Source organism: Pseudoalteromonas sp. TAB23 (genome assembly GCF_000498075.1).
GTDB lineage: Bacteria > Pseudomonadota > Gammaproteobacteria > Enterobacterales > Alteromonadaceae > Pseudoalteromonas > Pseudoalteromonas arctica.
In genome coordinates this window covers 1-22,490 of record NZ_AUTP01000174.1, presented here as the reverse complement: position 1 = coordinate 22,490, position 22,490 = coordinate 1, and the positions used below count along the sequence as shown (strand labels likewise).

Here is a 22,490-nt window from a genome sequence, read left to right as displayed (position 1 = left end):
GAAACAAGCGATTACCAGCCTGTTTTCTCTTTAAGTGCTTTACCGATATCAGCAAGTGAACGTACAGTTTTTACGCCCGCAGCTTCTAATGCAGCAAATTTCTCATCAGCAGTACCTTTACCGCCGGCAATGATTGCGCCAGCGTGACCCATACGCTTACCTTCTGGTGCAGTAACACCAGCAATGTAAGATACTACAGGTTTAGTTACGTGAGCTTTGATGTACTCTGCAGCTTCTTCTTCTGCAGTACCACCAATTTCACCAATCATTACGATTGCTTCAGTTTGTGGATCTTTTTCGAACATTTCTAGAACGTCGATAAAGTTAGTACCTGGAATTGGATCACCACCAATACCAACACACGTAGACTGACCAAAACCAGCATCAGTAGTTTGCTTAACTGCTTCGTACGTTAAAGTACCAGAGCGAGAAACAATACCTACTTTACCAGGTTTGTGGATATGACCAGGCATGATACCAATCTTAGTTTGACCAGGAGTAATAACACCTGGGCAGTTAGGACCGATCATACGAGTACCTGTTTGATCTAGTTTGATTTTAACATCAACCATATCAAGTGTAGGGATACCTTCAGTAATACAAACTATTAGCTCGATGCCAGCATCGATAGCTTCTAAGATTGCATCTTTACAGAAAGGAGCTGGTACGTAGATAACTGAAGCAGTTGCGCCAGTTTCTTTTACAGCATCACGAACTGTGTTGAATACAGGAAGACCAAGGTGCGTTTGACCGCCTTTACCTGGGCTAACACCACCAACCATTTGTGTACCGTACTCAAGCGCTTGCTCTGAGTGGAAAGTACCTTGGCCACCAGTGAAACCTTGACAGATAACTTTTGTATCTTTATTGATTAATACAGACATTATTTGCCCTCCGCAGCAGCAACAACTTTTTCAGCAGCGTCTGTTAGTGATTCAGCAGCAATGATATCTAGACCTGAGTTCTTAAGAACTTCACGACCTAATTCAGCATTAGTACCTTCTAAACGTACAACTACTGGTACGGTTACGCCAACTTCTTTAACTGCGCCAATGATGCCTTCAGCAATCATGTCACAACGAACGATGCCGCCAAAGATGTTTACTAAAACAGCTTTAACATTGTCGTCAGAAAGAATGATTTTGAATGCTTCAGAAACACGTTCTTTAGTAGCACCGCCACCAACATCCAAGAAGTTAGCCGGCTTGCCGCCGTGTAGGTTTACGATGTCCATAGTACCCATTGCTAGGCCTGCACCGTTAACCATACAACCAACATTACCGTCTAGAGCAACGTAGTTAAGCTCGAAGCTTGCTGCGTGTGCTTCACGAGCATCTTCTTGAGATGGATCGTGGAATTCACGGATTTTAGGTTGACGGTAAAGTGCATTACCATCAATACCGATTTTGCCGTCAAGACAGTGAAGGTTGCCTTCATCTGTAATTACTAACGGGTTGATTTCAAGTAGTGCGAAATCAAAATCAGTGAACATTTTACCAAGACCCATAAAGATCTTAACAAACTGTTTCATTTGTACTGGGTTAAGACCCAATTTGAAACCTAGTTCACGTGCTTGGTAAGCTTGAGGACCTACTAACGGGTCGATCTCTGCTTTGTGGATAAGCTCTGGTGTTTCTTCAGCAACAGTTTCAATTTCAACGCCGCCTTCAGTAGACGCCATGAAAACGACTTTACGAGATGCACGGTCAACTACTGCACCTAGGTACAATTCGTTAGCAATGTCAGTACAGCTTTCTACTAAAATTTTAGCTACAGGCTGTCCTTTCTCGTCTGTTTGGTAAGTAACTAGGTTTTTACCTAACCAGTTAGCTGCAAACGCTTTTACTTCTTCGATAGTTTTTACTAGCTTTACACCGCCAGCTTTACCACGTCCACCTGCGTGAACCTGAGTTTTAACAACCCACATATCGCCGCCAATTTTTTCAGNCTGCAGCAGCTTCTTCAGGTGTATCGCAAGCGTAACCTGTAGAAACGGGTAAACCATATTCGGCAAAAAGTTGTTTTGCCTGATACTCATGCAAATTCATGATGCTTTATCCAATTTTTTATACTAAAAGAGCTGAATATTTTTTCAAATAAACAACTATCCCAAATTGCGCACCTAGTATAGATCCCAAGGCTTAACATGAAAACCCCAGTACGACCAAAGGCGCAAAAAAAAAGCTGTGAATGTTCATTCACAGCTTACATTTCATACAACTAGATTAAACATCTAGCAATAAGCGAGTTGGATCTTCAAGTAACTCTTTAATAGTCACTAAGAAACCAACAGATTCTTTACCATCAATGATACGGTGGTCATAAGAAAGTGCTAAATACATCATAGGTAGTATTTCAACTTTACCATTTACAGCCATCGGACGGTCTTGGATTTTATGCATACCCAAGATTGAAGACTGTGGCAAGTTAATGATAGGTGTAGATAGCAATGAACCAAATACGCCACCATTAGTAATAGTGAAATTACCACCCGTCATATCAGCAAGCGTAAGCTTACCATCACGACCTTTAAGTGCTAGCTCACGAATACCTTTTTCGATTTCAGCAACAGATAGTTTGTCACAATCTTTAAGTACTGGAGTAACTAAGCCACGTGGAGTAGATACTGCAATGCTGATATCGAAATAGTTATGGTAAACAATATCGTCACCATCAATTGATGCATTTACATCTGGGAAACGCTTAAGAGCTTCAGTTACCGCTTTCACATAGAAAGACATGAAACCTAAACGAATGCCGTGACGCTTTTCAAACGTTTCTTGGTACTGCTTACGAAGGCTCATGATTGGTCCCATGTTCACTTCGTTGAATGTAGTTAACATTGCAGTTGAGTTTTTAGCTTCAAGAAGGCGTGTCGCAATCGTTTTACGTAAACGAGTCATAGGTACACGTTTTTGAGTACGATCGCCCATTGGTGCTGCAGGAGCAGAAGCTTCTGCTTTTTTAGCCGCTGGCGCTGGTGCTTTTAAGAAAGTATCAACGTCTTCTTTAGTTACACGACCATTTTTACCCGTGCCTTTAATTTTAGAAGCGTCTAGGCCTTTCTCAGCAATTAAACGACGAACTGATGGTGTTAACACATCTGAACTTTCGCTTGAATCTGCTGCTGGCGCTGCGTCTGCTTTTGCAGCTGGNCCGCCTGCTTTAACCGAACCAATTACTTGCTCGCCTAGTACAGTATCGCCTTCGCCGTGAATGATATCACCCATGATGCCATCTTCTTGAGCTACTACTTCAAGAACAACTTTATCTGTTTCAATATCTACCAAGTTTTGGTCGCGTGTTACCGCGTCACCTGGTTGTACATGCCATGTAGCAATTGTTGCGTCTGCAACTGATTCTGGAAGTACAGGTACTTTAATATCCACTTCTTTACCTTCTGATGCTGGTGCTGATTGCGCCACTGGCGCGTCTTCTGATTTAGCTGGTGCTGATTCTTCTTTAGTTGAATCTTCACTTGCTGGCGCTGCATCAGCATCACCAAGTAAACCCATAACTTGGTCGCCAAGTACGGTTGCACCTTCTTCTTGTGATATTTCTGTTATTACACCGTCATGCTGTGCAACAACTTCTAAAACCACTTTATCTGTTTCAATGTCTACTAAGTTTTGATCGCGAGTTACTTTGTCGCCAACACTTACATGCCATGTAGCAACGGTAGCATCTGCAACCGACTCAGGAAGAACAGGAACTTTAATTTCTGTGCTCATTGCTTATCCTTTATTTTCTATAGTAAGCGCGTCGGCAACGAGCGCTTGTTGTTCTTTAGTATGTACTGACATGTAACCACACGCTGGTGATGCAGACGCTTTACGTCCTGCATATTTTAATTTAGCACCTTGTGGGATTGCATCAATAAAGTGATGTTGTGAACAGTACCATGCACCTTGGTTTTGTGGCTCTTCTTGACACCATACAAAATCAGTTACGTGTTGGTAGCGCTCTATAATTGTTTGCATTTCATCGTGTGGGAACGGGTATAACTGTTCAACACGTACAATTGCAATATTATCTTGCTCAAGCTTACGACGCTCTTGTAGTAACTCGTAGTAAACTTTACCGCTACAAAATACAACGCGCTCTACTTTCTCAGGGTTAATATCATCAACTTCGTCGATCATATTATGGTAAACACCGTGTGAAAGCTCTTCAAGTGATGAAGTTGCAAGCGGGTGACGAAGTAGCGACTTAGGCGTCATAACAATCAGAGGACGACGAAGTGGTCGAACTGATTGACGACGAAGCATAGCGTAAACTTGCGCTGGCGTTGAAGGAACACATACTTGCATGTTGTGATCAGCGCATAGTTGCAAGAAACGCTCTAAGCGCGCTGAACTATGTTCAGGACCTTGACCTTCGTAGCCATGAGGTAACAAAATTGTAAGCCCACATAAACGGCCCCACTTTTGCTCACCAGAACTTAAGAACTGGTCAAATACAACTTGTGCACCATTGGCGAAGTCACCAAATTGCGCTTCCCATATTACGAGAGACTTAGGTTCAGCGGTAGCATATCCATATTCGAACGCAACGACAGCTTCCTCAGATAAAACAGAATCAAAGACTTCAAATGTGCCTTGATCTTCACTTAAATGCTCTAAAGGAGTGTAAGTTGTACCATCAGATTGACCATGAACAACAGCATGACGATGAAAGAATGTTCCTCGACCTGTGTCTTGTCCTGTTAAACGAATGTCAGTACCTTCAGACGCAATTGTTGCATAGGCAAGAGTCTCTGCCATACCCCAATCAAGTGGTTTTTCACCTGTGGCCATTAGCTTACGATCGTCATAAATCTTTTTAACGCGAGATTGAGCTTTATGTTGTTCTGGGTAAGAAGCTACTTTCTCACCAAGAGCTTTAAGCTTCTCTACAGATACGCTAGCATCGTAGTCAACATTCCATTCATGACCAATATATTTGGCCCACTCAGAAGAATGCGACGTCTCTGGCTGTATTTCTGAAACAACACAGCTGCCTTCATCTAGTGCATCACGGTACTCATCGGCTAAGGCTTTAACTTCTTGTTCAGAAAAAGAGCCTTCAGCAATAAGTTGGTCTGCATAGATTAAACGCGGCACTGGATGCTTTTTAATTTTTTGGTACATGACAGGCTGAGTTGCATTAGGCTCATCAGCTTCATTGTGACCATGGCGACGGTAACAAACTAAATCAATTACTACGTCACGCTTAAACTGATTTCTAAAATCAAGAGCAAGTTGAGTAACAAATGCAACGGCTTCAGGATCATCAGAATTAACATGGAATATTGGAGACTGAACCATTTTAGCAATGTCAGTACAGTATGGCGTTGAGCGAACGTCATCTTGCTTAGAGGTTGTAAAACCTACTTGGTTGTTGACAACAATACGAATACTACCACCACAACTAAACGCATTAGTTTGTGACATGTTAAACGTTTCTTGAACAACACCTTGTCCAGCAATAGCAGAATCACCATGGATGGTAATAGGAAGTGCTTTAATGCCTGACTTATCACCTAAACGGTCGAGACGACCACGCACAGAGCCCATTACAACAGGGTTTACGATTTCTAGGTGAGATGGGTTAAACGCAAGCGCCATGTGTACATTGCCACCTTTGGTAGCAAAGTCAGACGAATAACCCATGTGATATTTAACATCACCAGAACCTAACGTTTCTTTATGTATACCAGCAAATTCATCAAATAATTCTGATGGGTTTTTACCAAGTACATTAACTAAAACGTTTAAACGACCACGGTGAGCCATACCAATAACAGCTTCTTGTTGGCCGCTTTCACCAGCGCGGTGAATAAGCTCTTTAAGCATTGGAACTAACGCATCGCCACCTTCAAGTGAAAAGCGCTTAGCACCAGGGAACTTAGACCCTAAATATTTTTCTAGACCATCTGCTGCAGTAAGCCCTTTAAGGATACGTAGCTTTTCATCTTTTGAGAATTTAGGCCTAGACTGGACAGATTCTAGACGTTGTTGTAACCAACGTTTTTCCTCTGTTGATGTGATGTGCATATACTCAGCGCCAATTGAACCACAATATGTAGTTTTTAGTGCTTGGTATAGTTCACCTAAAGGCATAGTATCGCGCCCTACGGCAAACGATCCTACGTTAAACTCGCGGTCAAAATCACTTGAAGATAGGTCGTGGTACTCTAGCTCTAAATCTCGTACACGCTCTCGTTGCCAAATACCTAATGGATCTAGGTTTGCATTTTGGTGCCCACGAAAACGGAAAGCATTAATAAGTTGTAGAACTTTAACCTGTTTAAGGTCACCGCCACTACCCTCTGCTACCACTACTTCTCTATGCTTGTTTTTTGCAAGCTGTGCAAACTGTGCTCGAACCTCTGAATGTTTTACTTCAACATCCACACCATCAACTTTAGGTAATTGTTCAAACACTTCTCGCCATTCGTCTGGCACAGAAGTCGCATCGTCTAAATACGCTTCATAAAGCTCTTCTACATAAGCAACGTTGCCGCCGTTTAAATGTGAAGATTCTAGCCATGCCTTCATCACACCTTCGTGCATTTATAAGCCCTTTTTTTTAGCGCAGAAATTAATAGTTATTATAACAAGATGGCTAATATAATTTAATATTAGCCATCTTACCTTTACTAAGCTATCAAACCGCTCGGTTTAGTAACATAGATTTGATTTGTCCAATTGCTTTGGTCGGATTAAGACCCTTAGGACAAACGCTAACACAGTTCATGATACTGTGACAACGGAACACACTGAACGCATCGTCTAAATCCGCTAAACGTTCTTCAGTTGCTGTATCTCGGCTATCAGCCAAGAAACGATAAGCATGAAGAAGGCCTGCTGGACCAATGAACTTGTCTGGATTCCACCAGAACGAAGGACACGATGTTGAACAACATGCACACAAAATACACTCATAAAGCCCATCTAATTTATCACGTTCTTCAATAGTTTGAAGACGTTCGCCTGCTGCAGGCTGATCATTAATTAAATAAGGTTTAACTTTTTCGTACTGAGTGTAGAACTGACTCATGTCAATAACAAGGTCACGAACCACAGGTAAACCTGGTAATGGACGTACTACGATTTTACCTTTGCCATTTTTTTGTAGCGTAGATAAAGGAGTAATACATGCTAAACCATTTTTACCATTCATGTTAACACCATCAGATCCACACACACCTTCACGGCATGAACGACGGAAAGATAATGTAGGATCTTGTTCTTTTAGAAGAATAAGTGCATCCAACACCATCATGTCGTGACCTTCCTCTGTTTGCAAGGTGTATTCTTGCATACGAGGAGCGTTGTCAACATCTGGATTATAACGATAAACTGAAAATTGTACTTGTGCCATCGTCTATCTCCTAGTAAACACGTGCTTTAGGTGGGAAAGCTTCACGCGTTTTAGGCGCATAGTTTACATCACGCTTACTCATTTCATCCGTTACAGGATTGAATACTGAGTGACATAACCAGTTTTCGTCATCACGATCTGGGTAGTCAAAGCGAGAATGTGCACCACGGCTTTCTGTACGGAAGTTTGCAGCTACTGCAGTCGAGTAAGCTGTTTCCATTAAGTTGTCTAGTTCAAGACATTCGATACGCTGCGTATTGAAGTCTGATGATTTATCATCAAGACGAGCATGTTGCAGACGTTCGCGAATTTCTTTAAGTTCTTGAAGACCTGCAGCCATTGAGTCACCTTCACGGAATACCGAGAAGTTAAGCTGCATACATTGTTGTAGGTCTTTTTTGATTTGAACTGGATCTTCACCTTGGCCAGCCGTTGAATTTTCCCAACGATTGTAACGTGCAAGAGACGCTTCTAAGTCTGATTCTGAAGCAGCTTTAGATATTTCAACGTCATTTAGGTACTTACCTAAGAAGTTACCCGCAGCACGACCAAACACAACTAAATCAAGTAATGAGTTACCACCTAAGCGGTTTGCACCGTGTACAGATACACAGGCAATCTCACCTACTGCAAATAAACCTTGAACTACTGTTTCGTTGCCTTGAGCATCGATTTGTAGCGCTTGTCCATTTACATTAGTAGGAACACCACCCATCATATAATGACAAGTTGGAATTACTGGAATTGGCTCTTTTGCAGGGTCAACATGAGCAAATGTTTTAGCAAGGTCACATACGCCTGGAAGACGTAAATTAAGTGTTTCTTCACCCAAATGGTCAAGTTTTAACTTAAGATGTGGACCCCAAGGACCATCACAACCACGACCTTCACGGATTTCAGTCATCATTGAACGTGCAACAACGTCGCGAGACGCTAAGTCTTTTGCGTTTGGTGCGTAACGTTCCATGAAGCGTTCGCCATCTTTATTTAAAAGATAACCGCCTTCACCACGACAACCTTCAGTTACTAGCGTACCAGCACCTGCGATACCCGTTGGGTGGAACTGCCACATTTCCATGTCTTGCATAGAAATACCAGCACGTGTTGCCATACCAACACCGTCACCAGTGTTAATGTGAGCATTAGTGGTTGATGCGAATATACGACCTGCACCACCAGTAGCTAATACAACAGCTTTAGATTTGAAGAAGGTAACTTCACCTGTCTCAATCTCAATTGCAGTACACCCTACTACATCACCATTATCGTTTTTAACTAAATCAAGTGCATACCATTCAGAGAATACATTTGTTTTGTTTTTAACGTTTTGTTGATATAGAAGGTGTAATAAAGCATGACCAGTACGGTCAGCAGCTGCTGCAGTACGTGCGGCTTGTTCACCACCAAAGTTTTTCGATTGACCACCGAAAGGACGTTGGTAAACACGGCCATTTTCAAAACGAGAAAATGGTAAACCCATGTTTTCTAATTCGGTAATAGCTTCTGGGCCAGTTTGACACATGTATTCAATAGCGTCTTGGTCACCGATAAAATCGGAACCTTTAACGGTATCGTACATATGCCATTCCCAGTTATCTTCGTGTGAATTACCAAGCGCAACCGTAATACCGCCTTGAGCAGATACAGTGTGTGAGCGCGTTGGAAATACTTTAGATATTAATGCACACGTTTTGCCAGATTCTGTAATTGCTAAAGCAGCGCGCATACCTGCACCACCTGCACCAATTACTACGGCGTCAAATTCACGAACAGAATATTTCACTTAAACACCCCATAATACGATTAGACCAATAGCTACGTAAGCAACGGCCATTAGGTTTAATACAAAACCTAAAACTGCACGAAGCTTTGCGCACTTAACATAGTCTGTAAGAACTTGCCAAAGGCCAATGCGGGTATGAACCATAATGCAAACAAGGGTAATTAGCGTAAACCCTTTCATTGCTAGGTTAGAGAAGAGGCCTGTCCAGGCTTCGAAAGTGACTTCTGGCGTCGCTAAAAAATAGCCGATAATAAAAATCGCGTAAGCGCTGATTATTAATGCCGTGGTACGTAAAGATACGAAATCTTGTACACCATCACGTTTTAGAGTTGCTTGATTTAAAACCATATCCACACCCCTGCCAATACGGCAAACACAACACCAAGAGCCATTGAAACTTTAGCGCTGAGGTTACCTGATTCAAGTTCTTCCCAATGTCCCATATCCATAATCATATGACGGATACCACCAATAAGGTGATAACCTAATACAGAAACAGTGCCCCAAGCTATAAATTTGGCAATGAATCCGTTAAACAGACCCTTGACGAATTCAAAACTTTCAGCTGAAGAGAGAGACTCAGACCAAGCCCAAATGACAAACGTTAAAGCAAAAAATAATGCAACACCGGTGACGCGGTGAAAAATTGAAGCTTTAGCCGTTGCCGGCATAGATATAGTTGTTAGATCTAGATTTACAGGTCTTTGCTTTTTCACAGTTACTTGCCCATCTTTGCTCACAGTGGAGCTCATCTACTTGTTTTTCTAAAAACCCACCAAATATTACTGATGGAACTATCAAAATAAACGTACCAAAACAATTAAAGTTCACAAACCTGTAAATTTTAAGCTGTTAAGAATATGTTTACCCAAATACAATACGGTTTAAAACCACCGTTAGTATATATACCCACAAGGCTTTTTACAATTCTTGTTTATTTAGAGATGTTTGCGAATTAGCCAATAGTATTATATTTAATTAATACCGAATATTTATTATACATATATGCATAATGTTTATAAAAATTGACTTTAACCCCCTCTTTCACGTTAAAATGAGAAGATGTGCTTAAAACAGATTTCAGAACTTTAAAATCTAAAAATCAGAATAGATATCTTAATAGGAGATACATAACGATGGCAGATAAAAAAGCCACAGTCCAAATTGATGGACTAGATCCAATCGAACTTCCAATTTATCAAGGCACTGCTGGCCAAGATGTAATCGACGTACGTACGTTAGGTTCACACGGTCACTTTACTTATGACCCAGGTTTCATGTCGACTGGTTCTTGTGAATCTGCAATCACCTATATTGATGGTGGTAAAGGTGTACTACTTCACCGTGGTTACCCAATTGAGCAATTAGCTGAAGACTCAAATTACATTGAACTTTGTTACTTACTTTTAAATGGTGAGTTACCTTCTAAAGAACAATATGAAGTTTTTAAGAATGAAATCACTACAAGCACTATGCTTGACGAGAAGATTGCTAACTTTTTCCAAGGTTTCCGCTTTGACGCTCACCCAATGGCAATGCTTTGTGGCGTAGTAGGTGCATTATCATCTTTCTATCATGAAGACCTTGATATTACTGATGCTGAACAACGTAAAACAAGCGCAGTTAAGCTTGTTGCTAAGTTACCAACAATCGCGGCAATGGCTTATAAAACAAATATCGGCCAACCGTTTGTATACCCACGTAACGATTTAAGCTACGCAGAAAACTTCTTACACATGATGTTCTCTGTACCTGCTGAAGAATATAAAGTTAATCCAGTAACTGCAAAAGCGATGGATAAAATCTTTATGCTTCATGCAGATCATGAACAAAATGCATCAACTTCAACAGTTCGTCTTGCTGGTTCATCTGGTGCTAACCCGTATGCATGTATTGCAGCTGGTATTGCATCTTTATGGGGACCTGCTCACGGCGGCGCTAATGAAGCATGTTTAAACATGTTAGAAGAGATTGGCTCTGTTGACCGTATTGATGAATACGTAGCTAAAGCTAAAGATAAAGCTGACCCGTTCCGCCTTATGGGCTTTGGACACCGTGTTTACAAAAACTTTGACCCACGCGCTACAGTAATGCGTCAAACGTGTCACGAAGTTTTAGCTGAGCTGAATATCCAAGATCCACTTCTTGATATTGCTATGAAGCTTGAGCAAATAGCGCTTGAAGACCCGTACTTTGTAGAGAAAAAACTATACCCTAATGTAGATTTCTACTCTGGTATTATCTTAAAAGCGATTGGTATTCCAACAAGCATGTTCACTGTAATCTTTGCAATGGCACGTACTGTTGGTTGGATCACGCACTGGGATGAGATGCTATCTCAACCTGGTCATAAGATCAGCCGTCCTCGTCAACTTTATACTGGTTACACTCAACGTGACTACGTATCAACTGACAAGCGTTAATTAACGTTGGTTAGTTTAAAAAGGCCGCATTTTGCGGCCTTTTTTATTAACAACACTTGAGAATTATCATAAACCGATTACAATTCCTGCCTTAAAAACACTATGTAGATGAGCCATGCTTGCTTTAAAGTTTGATATAAATAAAATTAGAAATGACTTCCCAACATTAAATCAAACAATAAACGGCTGCCCGCTTGTTTATTTAGACTCAGCAGCAACCTCACAAAAGCCTCAATCAGTTATAGATACAATTACTGAATTCTATACGTTTCAAAACGCTAATGTACACCGTGGACGCCATACACTTAGCGAGCAAGCAACTTATTCATATGAACAAGTACGGGATAAAACTGCAGAGTATTTCAATGTATTTAGTAAAGAGATTGTATGGACTAAAGGCGCTACAGAAGCCATTAACTTGGTCGCTAACGGATTAAAAAAGCGCTTAAATGAAAGTCATACCATAATGATATCTCCGCTTGAGCATCATGCAAACATAGTGCCTTGGCAAATAGTGAGTCAACAAACGGGTGCTAAATTAATAGCGCTTCCACTAAATAAAAATGGCATGCTGAACACCAAAGAATGCTGTGAATTTATAAAAGAAACAAAACCAGCCCTATTAGCTATTACACAAGCATCTAACACACTGGGTAATATCACCGATTTAAAACCACTAATTAGAGCTGCAAAAGACGTCAATTCTCTTGTGTTAGTCGATGGAGCACAAGGTGCACTGCATTTAAAACCCGATTTACGTGAATTAAACTGTGACTTTTATGTCTGCTCAAGCCATAAAATGCTCGGCCCAACAGGATTAGGTGTGCTTTATGGTCGATATGAGCAATTAAATACCCTTGATATTTACCAATCAGGTGGGGAAATGATCGATAAAGTGTACTTAACTCACAGTACTTATCGTCCTGCGCCTGCAAAATTTGAAACTGGAACACCAAATATCTCTGGAGTTTTAGGCTTTGGTGCCGCATTAGACTATTTAACTGAATTAGATCACGCAAAAATTCAGCAATATGAGCAAAAATTGTTTAGTTATGCAGCTCAAAAATTGGTAAAGGTTGATGGTATTACAATATACAGCAACCTATCTGACAATATTGGTACACTCTGCTTCAACTTAAATGATGAACATCCTTATGATTTGGCAACTTTACTTGACGGGTACGGGGTTGCAGTAAGGAGTGGACACCATTGTACACAGCCATTAATGACACATTTAGGGCTTAATGGAACGCTAAGAGCGAGCTTTTGTTTTTATAATACCTATGAAGATGTAGATATATTCATTGATTCACTTAAAAAATGTATCGCTTTACTGGACTAAACGTCACTTTAATAGAATTAATTAGGATAACTCATGACAAATACGTTTAACAAAGTCACAGAATCTATAAAAAATGCGCCCGCTTGGCAGCAAAAATATCGTGAGATAATGCTTTTAGGAAAAACTTTACCTGTTTTAGCTGATGTTTTGAAGACTGATGATGCACTTGTACCAGGCTGTGAAAGCAAAGTATGGATGTTTGTTGAATTTGATTTAACAGAAAATACACTTGTTGTAATTGGTGACTCAGATACACGTATAGTAAAAGGATTATTAGCCATTATTTTAGCGCTTTACAATGGCCTCACACCAGAGCAAGTAGTGAATAAAAATGCGTATGAAGAATTTGAAAAGCTCGGCCTTATAAGCCACTTAAGCGCATCACGTGGTAATGGTATTAAAGCCATGGTTGATAAAATACAAACCATGGCACAACAAAAGCTTAGTTAGCAAAAACTAAGCTTGCGAGCGTTGTTTTTTATCTAGATATTTACACACCGCTTTTGCCGCAACAAAAAAGCCGAAGCTTCCTGTGATCATAGTCACAGATCCAAAACCATTATTACAATCCATATTCATCGAGCCATCAGCACTTTGCTTAGCATGACATACGCTGCCATCGCTTCCTGGGTAAACCAATTGCTCTGTTGAGTAAACACAATCAATATTAAACTTACGTTTAGGATTATTACTAAAATTATACTGCTTACGCAAAATATAACGTACTTTTGCAAGTAATGGGTCTTGCGTAGTTTTAGCTACATCACCAAAAGTTATTTGGCTAGGATCTGTTTGCCCGCCAGCACCACCGGTAGTAATTATAGGAAGTTTATTACGTTTGCAATGCGCTATTAATGCTGCCTTTTCTTTAACTGCATCAATACAATCAATCACATAATCAAAACCTTGAATATGCTCTTGAATATTATCAAGCGTAATAAAGTCATCTATTACATTAACTTGGCACTGTGGATTAATAAGCTCGCAGCGCGCTTTCATTGCATCTACTTTAGCTTGACCAATAGTGCCCGTTAACGCATGAATTTGTCTATTGACGTTAGTCGCGCAAATATCATCCAAATCAATCAATGTTATTTTACCAACACCAGTACGTGCAAGTGCTTCAGCCGCCCAGCTTCCTACACCACCAATACCTACTACACAAAAGTGTGCTTCTTGAAGCCAATCAAATTGTTGATGACCATACAAACGCTTAATTCCGCCAAAACGTATATCTGTAACTTTTTCGCTCATTTACCAATCCAGTTGCCATGGCGATTGCCATGCTTGAAAATCTTGATGTTTAATTAACGCCAAATACTCATCACCATTATCGGGTAATAAAGTTAGCTGTATTTGTTCACCTTGCCATAAAAAGCTCAACGCATATGCATGTAAATAGGTACGATTTGAAGACGTACCTGCATACATTGCATCGCCTAAAATAGGTGAGCCAACACTTTTTAGTGCCACTCTTAATTGATGCGTCTTTCCTGAGTAAGGTTTTAAAATATACCCTCTAAACCCAGGCTTATAGCTTAGCGAATAAAATCGGGTGATTGCAGGGTTAAGCTTACTCGTTAGTAACTTAAACGAGCCACGGCGAGATTTAGCCATATCGCCTTTAATCCAACCTTGCTTCTTTTTTGGTTTAGCATCACTAATCGCTAAATAAAATTTAGCGATAGCATGCTCGGTAAACATAACAGTAAAGCTGGCCGCAGCGGCTTTGTTTCTAGCTAAAATGATCAGCCCTGATGTCACTTTATCTAAACGATGAACGGCATAAAGCTTTTGCGTTAATTGTTGTTCGGCTAACACAACAAAGCCGGGACCATCTTCTGAATGAAAATTAAGACCCGCTGGCTTTTCTAAAATATAAAAATCGTTATGTGTAAAAATGATTTTTAATATTTTACTTACTTGTTCACTCACGCGTTTGTACTTTTAATATGCGCTATCACCTTCGCTAAGTCATCGGGCGTATCGACACCTGCATGAGGGGTTATTTGAGCTTGTTCTATTTTGATTTTATAACCATGATACAACACACGTAACTGCTCAAGCGATTCAAGTAGCTCAAGTGGCGATACGCTCAATTCTATATATTGTTTAATAAAACCCGCTCTGTACGCATAAATACCTACGTGGCGCTGAAATGGCGCTAAATTAAGAGCACTGCTGTCATTCATCATTGTGCTTCTATCAAACGGAATACTTGCACGAGAAAAATACAGCGCATTTTTATTTATATCGCTAACCACTTTAACGGCATTAGGATTAAATACTTCATCACGCTCTTCAATAGCAACACTTAACGTTGCCATTGGTGCTGTTGAATCACTTAATAGTGCAGCAACTTGGGATACATTTTCTGGCGCAAGTAAGGGCTCATCGCCTTGTACATTAACCACAATTGTATTGCTGTCGAGATCAAGTAAATCAACTACTTCGGCTAAACGCTCAGTACCCGATTGGTGATCTTCGCGAGTCATTACAACATCACTAGTAAATAAACTTACTGCATCAAACACTTTTTGATGATCGGTTGCTATAACCACTTTACTTGCACCTGATAAACATGCTTTTTCGTAAACATGTTGAACCATTGGCTTACCGCAAATATCAGCAAGCGGCTTACCAGGTAGTCGGGTTGATGCAAAACGTGCAGGAATTACAACTACGAATTCCACTTTTCAACCTCTTCTAAAGATAACTCACGTGCTTCGTTTTCAAGCAATACTGGAATATCATCTTGAACGGGGTAAGCAAGCTTAGCTGCAGTACTAATTAGTTCGTTGTTTTCTCTATCAAAGCGTAATTTACCCTTACAAACTGGGCAGGCAATTATCTCGAGTAATTTTGTATCAAAGGCCATTGAGTATTCCTTTTTCTTTTAATAATGAATTTAATGTGTTTATTACGCTATCGGAGGGCTCTGCATCTACAGGTAAATAATACCAATTAGGTTTTGCAAAGGACTTACATTTAACCGCGTCTTTTTCGGTCATTATAATGCAATCATCACCAAACTGAATAAAATCATCTGCTGTATAAGCATAATGATCTCTAAAATGATGAGTCGACAATAGCTTAATATTTTGTGCTTCTAATGAGTTTTCAAACCGTTTTGGGTTCCCAATTGCACTTATTGCATGCGCCTCGCTTACGTTACTTTTTGCATCATCACTTGAATTAACTAAGCGAAGGTTACTTACTTGCAGCACGTAGCTATTATTAGCCTCACCGCCATTTTCAATTACTATATCAACACTTTGTAAGCGTTTAGTTGTTTCGCGTAGTGGCCCTGCGGGCATAACAAAACCATTACCAAAGCGGCGTTCACTATCAACAATACAACACTCAATGCTACGAGGCATTTTATAATGCTGCATCCCATCATCAGAAATAATGACATCTAGCGTATAATTTTTTTCTAATAAATCGATATTGTGTTGTCTATTAGGGCCAACAGCTATTGGGCACTTTAAACGATGGTATAAAAGCACAGGCTCATCTCCAGCCTGTTGGGCGTCAACAACTGAGGTGACTAACAGCGGGTAATTATCTGATTGCCCACCATAACCTCTACTAATAATACCCACTGATAAACCTTGCTCGGTCAGATACTCATACAACCACAAAACAAAAGGTGTTTTACCATTGCCGCCTACGCTTATATTGCCGACTACAATAACAGGCGTTTTGCACTCAAAAGGTTTAAGTATTTTAGCGCTATACAAGAGTTTTCGAAATGCCGATACAACCCAAAACAAAGCACTTAATGGTAATAACAATAAAGTAATTAGACCAAATGGTTTATACCAGCTTTGCTCTATTTTGCTCACGCCTGATCACCAAACTGCATTTTGCAAAGTGCTGAATAAGTACCGTCATTTGCTAATAAGCTACTATGATCGCCACTTTCTATCACACGACCGTTATCAATAACATAAATTCGGTCACTGTTTTCAATAGTAGATAAGCGATGTGCTATAACAATAGAGGTTTTATCTTTCATTAGCGTTTCTAACGCTTGCTGAATAAGCTTTTCTGATTCGGTATCAAGCGCTGACGTTGCCTCATCTAAAATCAAAATAGGTGCATCTTTTAATATTGCACGCGCTATCGCTATTCGCTGGCGTTGACCACCTGAGAGCATTACCCCATTTTCGCCTACCATGGTGTTTAATTGCTCTGGCAAGTCTTTAACAAATTCCCACACGTGCGCTTGTTTGGCAACTTGTTCTAACTCTTCAACAGACACATCGTGCTTTATGCCATAACAAATATTGTTGGCAATCGTATCGTTAAATAACACGACTTGTTGAGACACTAAAGCAAATTGGCGACGCAAATCTGTTAATTTGTAATCTTGCAGAGCAATACCATCAAGCAAAATTTCACTTGGGAGCTCTAAGTCATAGTAGCGTGGTAATAAATTAGAAATTGTTGATTTACCCGAGCCTGAGCGCCCTACTAAGGCAATACTTTCACCCGCTTTAATCGTTAGCGACAAATCATTTAATACAGCTTCATCTTTTGTTGGGTACTTAAAGGTTACATTTTTAACTTCAATTAACCCTTTAACTTTATCGACTGAAACGGTGCCAGTGTCTTTTTCCATTTCTTCATCTAACACTAAAAAAATACTTTGCGCGGCAGAGATACCACGTTGCATATCACTATTCACATTGGCGAGTTGTTTGAGTGGGCGTAATAGCATCATCATTGAAGCAATTAATACCATGAAATCACCAGAGCTTATTGTATCAATCATGGAGGGCATTGATACCACCCACAAAATAACAGCCATGGCACTGGCAGCTAGTATTTGAATAATTGATACACTTAATGCTTTTGTTGCATCCATTTTGATGCGTTGTTGGCGGTTGTGGTTATTAATCTTTGAGAAATGGTTTATTTCTTGGTCTTGTCCGCCAAATCCATGAATAACTTTATGTCCGCTAAGCATTTGTTCAGAGCTACGTGTAACTTGCCCCATGGCAGATTGAATGTTTTTAGAAATGTGGCGAAAACGTTTAGAGACGACGGCGACAATAATAGCAACAAGTGGGATGATCACTAAAAATATCAGTGATAGTTGCCAACTGGTATAGAACATTACCGCAAGTAAAAATACAACAAATGCACCTTCTCGAACCACGATTAGCAACGCTTTGGTTATTGCTTGTTGAACTTGTTCTGTATCAAATGTGATTTTTGAAATTAAATCTCCCGTTGAGTTTTTGTCATGAAAAGAAACGGGTAAGTGCAATATGTGCTCAAATAACTCTTGGCGTAAAGAACGTACAACTTGGGAGCCTACATAACTTAAGCAGTAAGAAGACATAAAGTTAAAAACACCACGCCCTAGAACTAACGCAATAACGACAAAAGGTGCGTACTTTAAAACTTCTGTATTACGCTGGTTCAAACCTTGATCAATAAACGGCTTCATTAATTGAATAAATAAAGCATCCATTGCTGAATAGCCTATCATCCCAATAATTGCGACAAATGCGACGCTTTTGTAAGTGCCAACATACGAGACAAGACGTTTATAAATTTGTGTAGTACTTTGATCCATAACACTCTCTAAATACAGTAACAATCTGTATTGTATCCTCCGATGAGATAAAACTAAACGTCAATCTTTGATAAACCAGTAACTTTCCTGCCCTCTTGCTGTTTCTATAGCCAAATTCTTTGCATAAAATTTAATACTAATTTGCCCTTCAACGCCTGTCGTAAATTGCTGAGCGTTTATTTGGTTATAACGTTCGACGACAAGAGGCTTGGGGAATTCCCATTGCCCTTTATAGGCACTTGAATGAATGACTACTTGGGGAGCAACGTTATATATAAAATTAACACTTGAGGATGTATCGCTGCCATGATGCGGGCTTAACATTACTGTACTTTTCAATGATTTATTATCCGCTAATAGCGATGCTTCACGCGCCTTTGATATATCACCGGTAAGTAACACACTATGGGTATTATCTGATACCCTAACAACGCATGAATCATCATTTTCATTTCCAAACCCTTTTGTACTAAAGCTTTGTACTTTTAATCCAGCAAAATCAATGTTTATGACTTCACATACATTATGTGTATTTTTAGGATGAAATTGTTGTAATGTTTCACCAAAGCCAGCATCTATGAAATGTTGTAATCCTCCAGCGTGATCATTATCTTCATGACTTAGAATCGCCGTTTTCACTGTTAAATTATTTGCTTTAATATAAGGCAATAAAATACTTCGCGTACGGCTAAAGCGATTGAAATAACTGGGGCCAAAATCATAAATAAGCACTTGATTATCTTTTTCAATTAATGCCATAAGTCCATGCCCAACATCAAATACATGTAGTTGCCACTTAGACTTTTCTGTTAGCCTATAATTTAATAAAAGCGTTATTGCTGGAATAAAAGCGAGCCATTTATAAGGAAGAAAATAAACCATCAACATAATAATATAAGTAAAAACGACAAATATTGAGTCAATTCTGCCAGTCGTTATCCACCTTAACGATTCTGGTATTTCATTAAGCAATTTAAATAGCGCATATAAGCCTGTATCAAACAGGTTTATTAAAATACTTATATCTAAGAAAATACTCAGTAATGTAAAAACAATTAAAAAAGGTAAGATAATGATTGAAAGCAGCGGTATAGCAATTAAGTTTATTATCAAACCCGCAATACTTACCCCATTAAAAAAATAGAGTGAAAGTGGCAATAAACCAATAAATAACGCTATTTGAATAACAAACAGTGAAATAACTTTGTTTTTTATGCGAGTGTTTAATATTGGTAATTTATTAATAACTGTAAAAATGATAGCAACAGCTAAAAATGAAAAGTAGAGACCTGGATTGAGTAAATTAAATGGGTTAACAATAAGAACAATAACCAAGGCAAATAAAATGCTCCGCCAACGCAGCGGCTGCTTAGCAAGAAAATACAATAATAAATAACAACCCAGCATGATAAGCGCTCGCGTTGCCGATACTAAAAAGTCACTTAAGTACACATAAACCAAGGCTACTAAAAATCCGCATGAACTGTAATAAAGAGTCAGGTTGAATGATTGCCCAATCGAAGAATTAATTTTTGCAAAAATGAATCGAGTAAATAGATAACCGAAGCTAAAAATCAAACCAATATGTAACCCCGATATAGCAAGTAAATGACTTAGCCCAAGAGATTGCATTAATTGTTTGTCAGCGTAGCTCATCAAAGATTTTTCACCGCTAAGCAATGCATAATAGAGCCACTGTAATTTTGTATCCGTATAAGTGTTTTTAAGGAAGTGCTGATAATCTAAAATTATGCTTTGTTTGTCGCTATTTATAATATTAAGATTTTTATTAAGCACTTTACCTTTAAATAATATTCTACTTATAAAAGCATAACGTTCATTATCAAATACATTAAAATTTTTATTACTACGAAAATGTTTTAAATGAATTAAAGCAGAAAATTCATCACCTACTATTAAAGGCTGTGCAGAATTAACACTGAGCATTGCTTTGGGTGCTCTAAAATCCGAAAAATTACTCCCTTCTAATGCCACTATTTTAACTTTAATATATTGAGGTTTTTTGTCAGAAATAACCTCTTCAACAATTAATGTAGAATCAAGTGCATACTTTTCATCCGGTTTTGGTATTTCAAAACTATAAAAAACGTAAAAATGCAGACCAACGAAGCAAATTGCACAAATAAAGCCTAACAATACATTTAAAAACGGCTTAAAATAAGCGCTCACTATAACAATGAAAATTGTGAATACTGTAAATTCGAGAGTTTGATAATAAAATACGGTTGCTATACAGCCAATTACAAACCCAAGACTTATCCACACTGATGTAAATGGTTGCTTTAAATGGCTAAAAAAACGATCCAAAGATTTTTACCTGATCCAAATAAAATTAGACATCATAAATCACTAAGAATATTTGGACGCCTTTTACAAGATGCAAATCTTTGGCATTTAAATAGACGTTCTGCTCGAGGTGCATTTGCAGTCGGGTTATTTTTTGCTTTCATCCCTGTTCCTTTTCAAATGGTTTTAGCAGCAGCCGGCGCTATATTATTTAGAGTTAATTTACCTATCTCAGTAGCATTAGTATGGCTTACAAACCCTCTAACTATGCCACCTATTTTTTATGGCTCATACTTAGTGGGTACATTAATACTTAATCAGCCTGAGCAACACTTTGTATTCGAAGCTAGTTGGTCTTGGTTTCTAGAGAGCATAGAAACTATTGGCCCTGCATTTTTACTAGGTTCGTTAGTATGTGCTTCTATTGCATCAATTATCGGCTATTTTGGTATTGATATTATTTGGCGCCGCTCTGTTAAAAAAGCATGGTTATCGCGAAATAATTAGTAGCGTTAAAGCTAAATAATAACTATAAGATTCATGGCAATCCTAATCTTATAAAATATTATAGACGAAAAAAAACCAACTTTATTAAGTTGGTTTTTTATAATCAATATTAGTAAACTTTAAAAGCGAAATATACGTCTTAAGCCAACTAATGGTAATAGCAATAATGTATACCAAGGAAAGCTAGCAGAGTTACGCTCATACACTTCTGCTTCTACTGGAGCACAGTTTTCTACTTCACCATTTGCAATTGGCGTTAACTTAACTGCAATAGCAATACTCTCGTATTCAATTTCACCATTGATATCAGTTACAACACCGCCTAAAGAATCAAGTTTTTCAACTGTCTTAGTCGCAGTACCAAATATTTCATTATTTTCATTGATAGCTGTTGCTTCAACCATAGAATAGGCGTAATCAGTTTCGCCATCAGTGTCATAACAAGGCAGTAAATCATTCAAATTAGTGATTTTGTCTTCACCAATTTTGTAAATAAAGGCTTCTTTAAGTCGTGAACTATCAGAAACACCCACTTCCCCTTCGCCTACAATATATCCTTGATTATTTATATCGTTGCCATAAGAACTTGAACTTGAAAAATAATCAGTTGGAAAAACTGTATTACCTGTTTCGATGTCATGATAGAAGAATTTATTACGAAGAGTACCTTCAATACGCTTTGTCGCATAACCTGTAATTACATCATTATCATTAATAGCGATTGATTTACCAGCCTGCCAATCGTCTTCTTGATTAATAAAGTCAGTGACTGCACCGTCTTTAAAATAAACTGGCATTGTAAGAATCGTATCATCATTTTTGTAATAACGCGTATTTGATGAACCTACAATTGTACCGTTGTTGTTCACTGCTAAAGCAGTACTCGTAAATGCGTCATCTTCTGTTTCACCTTCATCAGGTGTCAGTGCCATACCAAGCTCTTCAACAGAAATAATATTTAACGATTCATCAAGTTCCCATTTAACAGCACGCTTATTAAATAAGCCTCGTGAAATATTAGAATTTAATAAGTTGATACACACTGACGTTGGTTCGTCTTCATTATCACAGTTATCATCAATATTATCTTGTCTGTCATCAGGAATACTTGTAGAGATATTACCTACAACAGTGTAACCACTATTTGTTTTGACTATATCGTTAGCGCGGCTT

19 protein-coding genes and 1 pseudogene are annotated in these 22,490 nt (G+C 38.9%); 4 read left to right on the top strand and 16 right to left on the bottom strand.

Annotated elements, in window-relative coordinates; genetic code table 11:
* Positions 1-11 precede the first annotated feature (11 nt).
* From sucD to sdhC, 8 genes and pseudogenes are all read right to left on the bottom strand, one after another.
* Complete coding sequence (sucD, locus tag L654_RS0108210) at positions 12-884, bottom strand: succinate--CoA ligase subunit alpha (protein WP_010552674.1); 873 nt, start codon at positions 882-884, stop codon at positions 12-14.
* Positions 884-2,048: pseudogene (gene sucC, locus L654_RS01000000125745) on the bottom strand (ADP-forming succinate--CoA ligase subunit beta). Before sucC ends, sucD begins: the two are co-directional and overlap by 1 nt.
* A 177-nt stretch (positions 2,049-2,225) precedes the next feature.
* On the bottom strand, positions 2,226-3,731 hold the full coding sequence (gene odhB, locus L654_RS0108200) for a 2-oxoglutarate dehydrogenase complex dihydrolipoyllysine-residue succinyltransferase (protein ID WP_024607759.1): 1,506 nt from the start codon (positions 3,729-3,731) through the stop codon (positions 2,226-2,228).
* 3 nt (positions 3,732-3,734) lie between these two features.
* The gene (gene sucA / locus L654_RS0108195) at positions 3,735-6,554 is read right to left on the bottom strand and encodes a 2-oxoglutarate dehydrogenase E1 component (RefSeq protein ID WP_010552673.1); all 2,820 of its coding nucleotides are present in this window, start codon (positions 6,552-6,554) and stop codon (positions 3,735-3,737) included.
* A gap of 94 nt (positions 6,555-6,648) precedes the next feature.
* Positions 6,649-7,365: a succinate dehydrogenase iron-sulfur subunit gene (locus tag L654_RS0108190; protein ID WP_007375751.1), complete on the bottom strand. Its 717-nt coding sequence runs from the start codon at positions 7,363-7,365 to the stop codon at positions 6,649-6,651.
* Between the two features lie 10 nt (positions 7,366-7,375).
* Positions 7,376-9,148, bottom strand: coding sequence for a succinate dehydrogenase flavoprotein subunit (sdhA, locus tag L654_RS0108185; RefSeq protein ID WP_007375750.1), 1,773 nt, complete (start codon positions 9,146-9,148; stop codon positions 7,376-7,378).
* Positions 9,149-9,496, bottom strand: a complete 348-nt coding sequence (sdhD, locus tag L654_RS0108180; protein WP_007586873.1) for a succinate dehydrogenase, hydrophobic membrane anchor protein — start codon at positions 9,494-9,496, stop codon at positions 9,149-9,151.
* Entirely contained in the window at positions 9,487-9,864 is a 378-nt protein-coding gene (gene sdhC, locus L654_RS0108175) for a succinate dehydrogenase, cytochrome b556 subunit (protein ID WP_076914908.1), read from the bottom strand. The genes sdhD and sdhC overlap by 10 nt, the downstream gene beginning before the upstream one ends.
* A 420-nt stretch (positions 9,865-10,284) precedes the next feature.
* Between sdhC and L654_RS0108170 the strand changes: the two genes are divergently transcribed.
* From L654_RS0108170 to L654_RS0108160, 3 genes are all read left to right on the top strand, one after another.
* Positions 10,285-11,571: a citrate synthase gene (locus L654_RS0108170; RefSeq protein ID WP_007586875.1), complete on the top strand. Its 1,287-nt coding sequence runs from the start codon at positions 10,285-10,287 to the stop codon at positions 11,569-11,571.
* 115 nt (positions 11,572-11,686) lie between these two features.
* Complete coding sequence (locus L654_RS0108165) at positions 11,687-12,913, top strand: SufS family cysteine desulfurase (RefSeq protein WP_024607758.1); 1,227 nt, start codon at positions 11,687-11,689, stop codon at positions 12,911-12,913.
* Positions 12,914-12,946: 33 nt separating this feature from the next.
* On the top strand, positions 12,947-13,363 hold the full coding sequence (locus L654_RS0108160) for a SufE family protein (protein ID WP_007586879.1): 417 nt from the start codon (positions 12,947-12,949) through the stop codon (positions 13,361-13,363).
* Between the two features lie 6 nt (positions 13,364-13,369).
* Here L654_RS0108160 and tcdA read toward each other — a convergent pair whose 3' ends face one another.
* Genes tcdA through L654_RS0108125 form a run of 7 tightly spaced genes read right to left on the bottom strand, consistent with a single transcriptional unit; the run spans position 13,370 to position 20,831 of the window.
* Positions 13,370-14,167 carry a tRNA cyclic N6-threonylcarbamoyladenosine(37) synthase TcdA gene (tcdA, locus tag L654_RS0108155; RefSeq protein ID WP_024607757.1) on the bottom strand — a complete coding sequence of 266 codons (798 nt, stop codon included), beginning with the start codon at positions 14,165-14,167 and terminating at the stop codon, positions 13,370-13,372.
* Positions 14,168-14,848, bottom strand: coding sequence for a TIGR01621 family pseudouridine synthase (locus L654_RS0108150; RefSeq protein WP_024589198.1), 681 nt, complete (start codon positions 14,846-14,848; stop codon positions 14,168-14,170).
* Complete coding sequence (gene kdsB / locus L654_RS0108145; protein WP_024607756.1) at positions 14,845-15,606, bottom strand: 3-deoxy-manno-octulosonate cytidylyltransferase; 762 nt, start codon at positions 15,604-15,606, stop codon at positions 14,845-14,847. Before kdsB ends, L654_RS0108150 begins: the two co-directional genes overlap by 4 nt.
* Positions 15,594-15,791 carry a Trm112 family protein gene (locus L654_RS0108140; RefSeq protein ID WP_002961789.1) on the bottom strand — a complete coding sequence of 66 codons (198 nt, stop codon included), beginning with the start codon at positions 15,789-15,791 and terminating at the stop codon, positions 15,594-15,596. Before L654_RS0108140 ends, kdsB begins: the two co-directional genes overlap by 13 nt.
* Entirely contained in the window at positions 15,781-16,761 is a 981-nt protein-coding gene (lpxK, locus tag L654_RS0108135; RefSeq protein ID WP_024607755.1) for a tetraacyldisaccharide 4'-kinase, read from the bottom strand. Before lpxK ends, L654_RS0108140 begins: the two co-directional genes overlap by 11 nt.
* Positions 16,758-18,503, bottom strand: a complete 1,746-nt coding sequence (gene msbA / locus L654_RS0108130; protein WP_024607754.1) for a lipid A export permease/ATP-binding protein MsbA — start codon at positions 18,501-18,503, stop codon at positions 16,758-16,760. Before msbA ends, lpxK begins: the two co-directional genes overlap by 4 nt.
* A gap of 60 nt (positions 18,504-18,563) precedes the next feature.
* On the bottom strand, positions 18,564-20,831 hold the full coding sequence (locus L654_RS0108125) for a DNA internalization-related competence protein ComEC/Rec2 (protein WP_024607753.1): 2,268 nt from the start codon (positions 20,829-20,831) through the stop codon (positions 18,564-18,566).
* On the opposite strand from L654_RS0108125, the gene L654_RS0108120 reads away from it, so the two are divergent.
* Positions 20,811-21,317, top strand: coding sequence for a DUF2062 domain-containing protein (locus L654_RS0108120; RefSeq protein ID WP_007586895.1), 507 nt, complete (start codon positions 20,811-20,813; stop codon positions 21,315-21,317). The genes L654_RS0108125 and L654_RS0108120 overlap by 21 nt on opposite strands.
* A gap of 119 nt (positions 21,318-21,436) precedes the next feature.
* Here L654_RS0108120 and L654_RS0108115 read toward each other — a convergent pair.
* Positions 21,437-22,490: DUF3466 family protein (locus tag L654_RS0108115; protein WP_024607752.1), on the bottom strand; the 1,054-nt coding region annotated here is incomplete at its 5' end.

Coding starts and splice junctions, on each gene's coding strand:
- sucD (WP_010552674.1), bottom strand. CDS start 884: ATGTCTGTATTAATCAATAAAGATACAAAAGTTATCTGTCAAGGTTTC.
- sucA (WP_010552673.1), bottom strand. CDS start 6,554: ATGCACGAAGGTGTGATGAAGGCATGGCTAGAATCTTCACATTTAAAC.
- L654_RS0108190 (WP_007375751.1), bottom strand. CDS start 7,365: ATGGCACAAGTACAATTTTCAGTTTATCGTTATAATCCAGATGTTGAC.
- sdhD (WP_007586873.1), bottom strand. CDS start 9,496: ATGGTTTTAAATCAAGCAACTCTAAAACGTGATGGTGTACAAGATTTC.
- L654_RS0108170 (WP_007586875.1), top strand. CDS start 10,285: ATGGCAGATAAAAAAGCCACAGTCCAAATTGATGGACTAGATCCAATC.
- L654_RS0108165 (WP_024607758.1), top strand. CDS start 11,687: ATGCTTGCTTTAAAGTTTGATATAAATAAAATTAGAAATGACTTCCCA.
- L654_RS0108160 (WP_007586879.1), top strand. CDS start 12,947: ATGACAAATACGTTTAACAAAGTCACAGAATCTATAAAAAATGCGCCC.
- tcdA (WP_024607757.1), bottom strand. CDS start 14,167: ATGAGCGAAAAAGTTACAGATATACGTTTTGGCGGAATTAAGCGTTTG.
- L654_RS0108140 (WP_002961789.1), bottom strand. CDS start 15,791: ATGGCCTTTGATACAAAATTACTCGAGATAATTGCCTGCCCAGTTTGT.
- msbA (WP_024607754.1), bottom strand. CDS start 18,503: ATGGATCAAAGTACTACACAAATTTATAAACGTCTTGTCTCGTATGTT.
- L654_RS0108120 (WP_007586895.1), top strand. CDS start 20,811: ATGGCTAAAAAAACGATCCAAAGATTTTTACCTGATCCAAATAAAATT.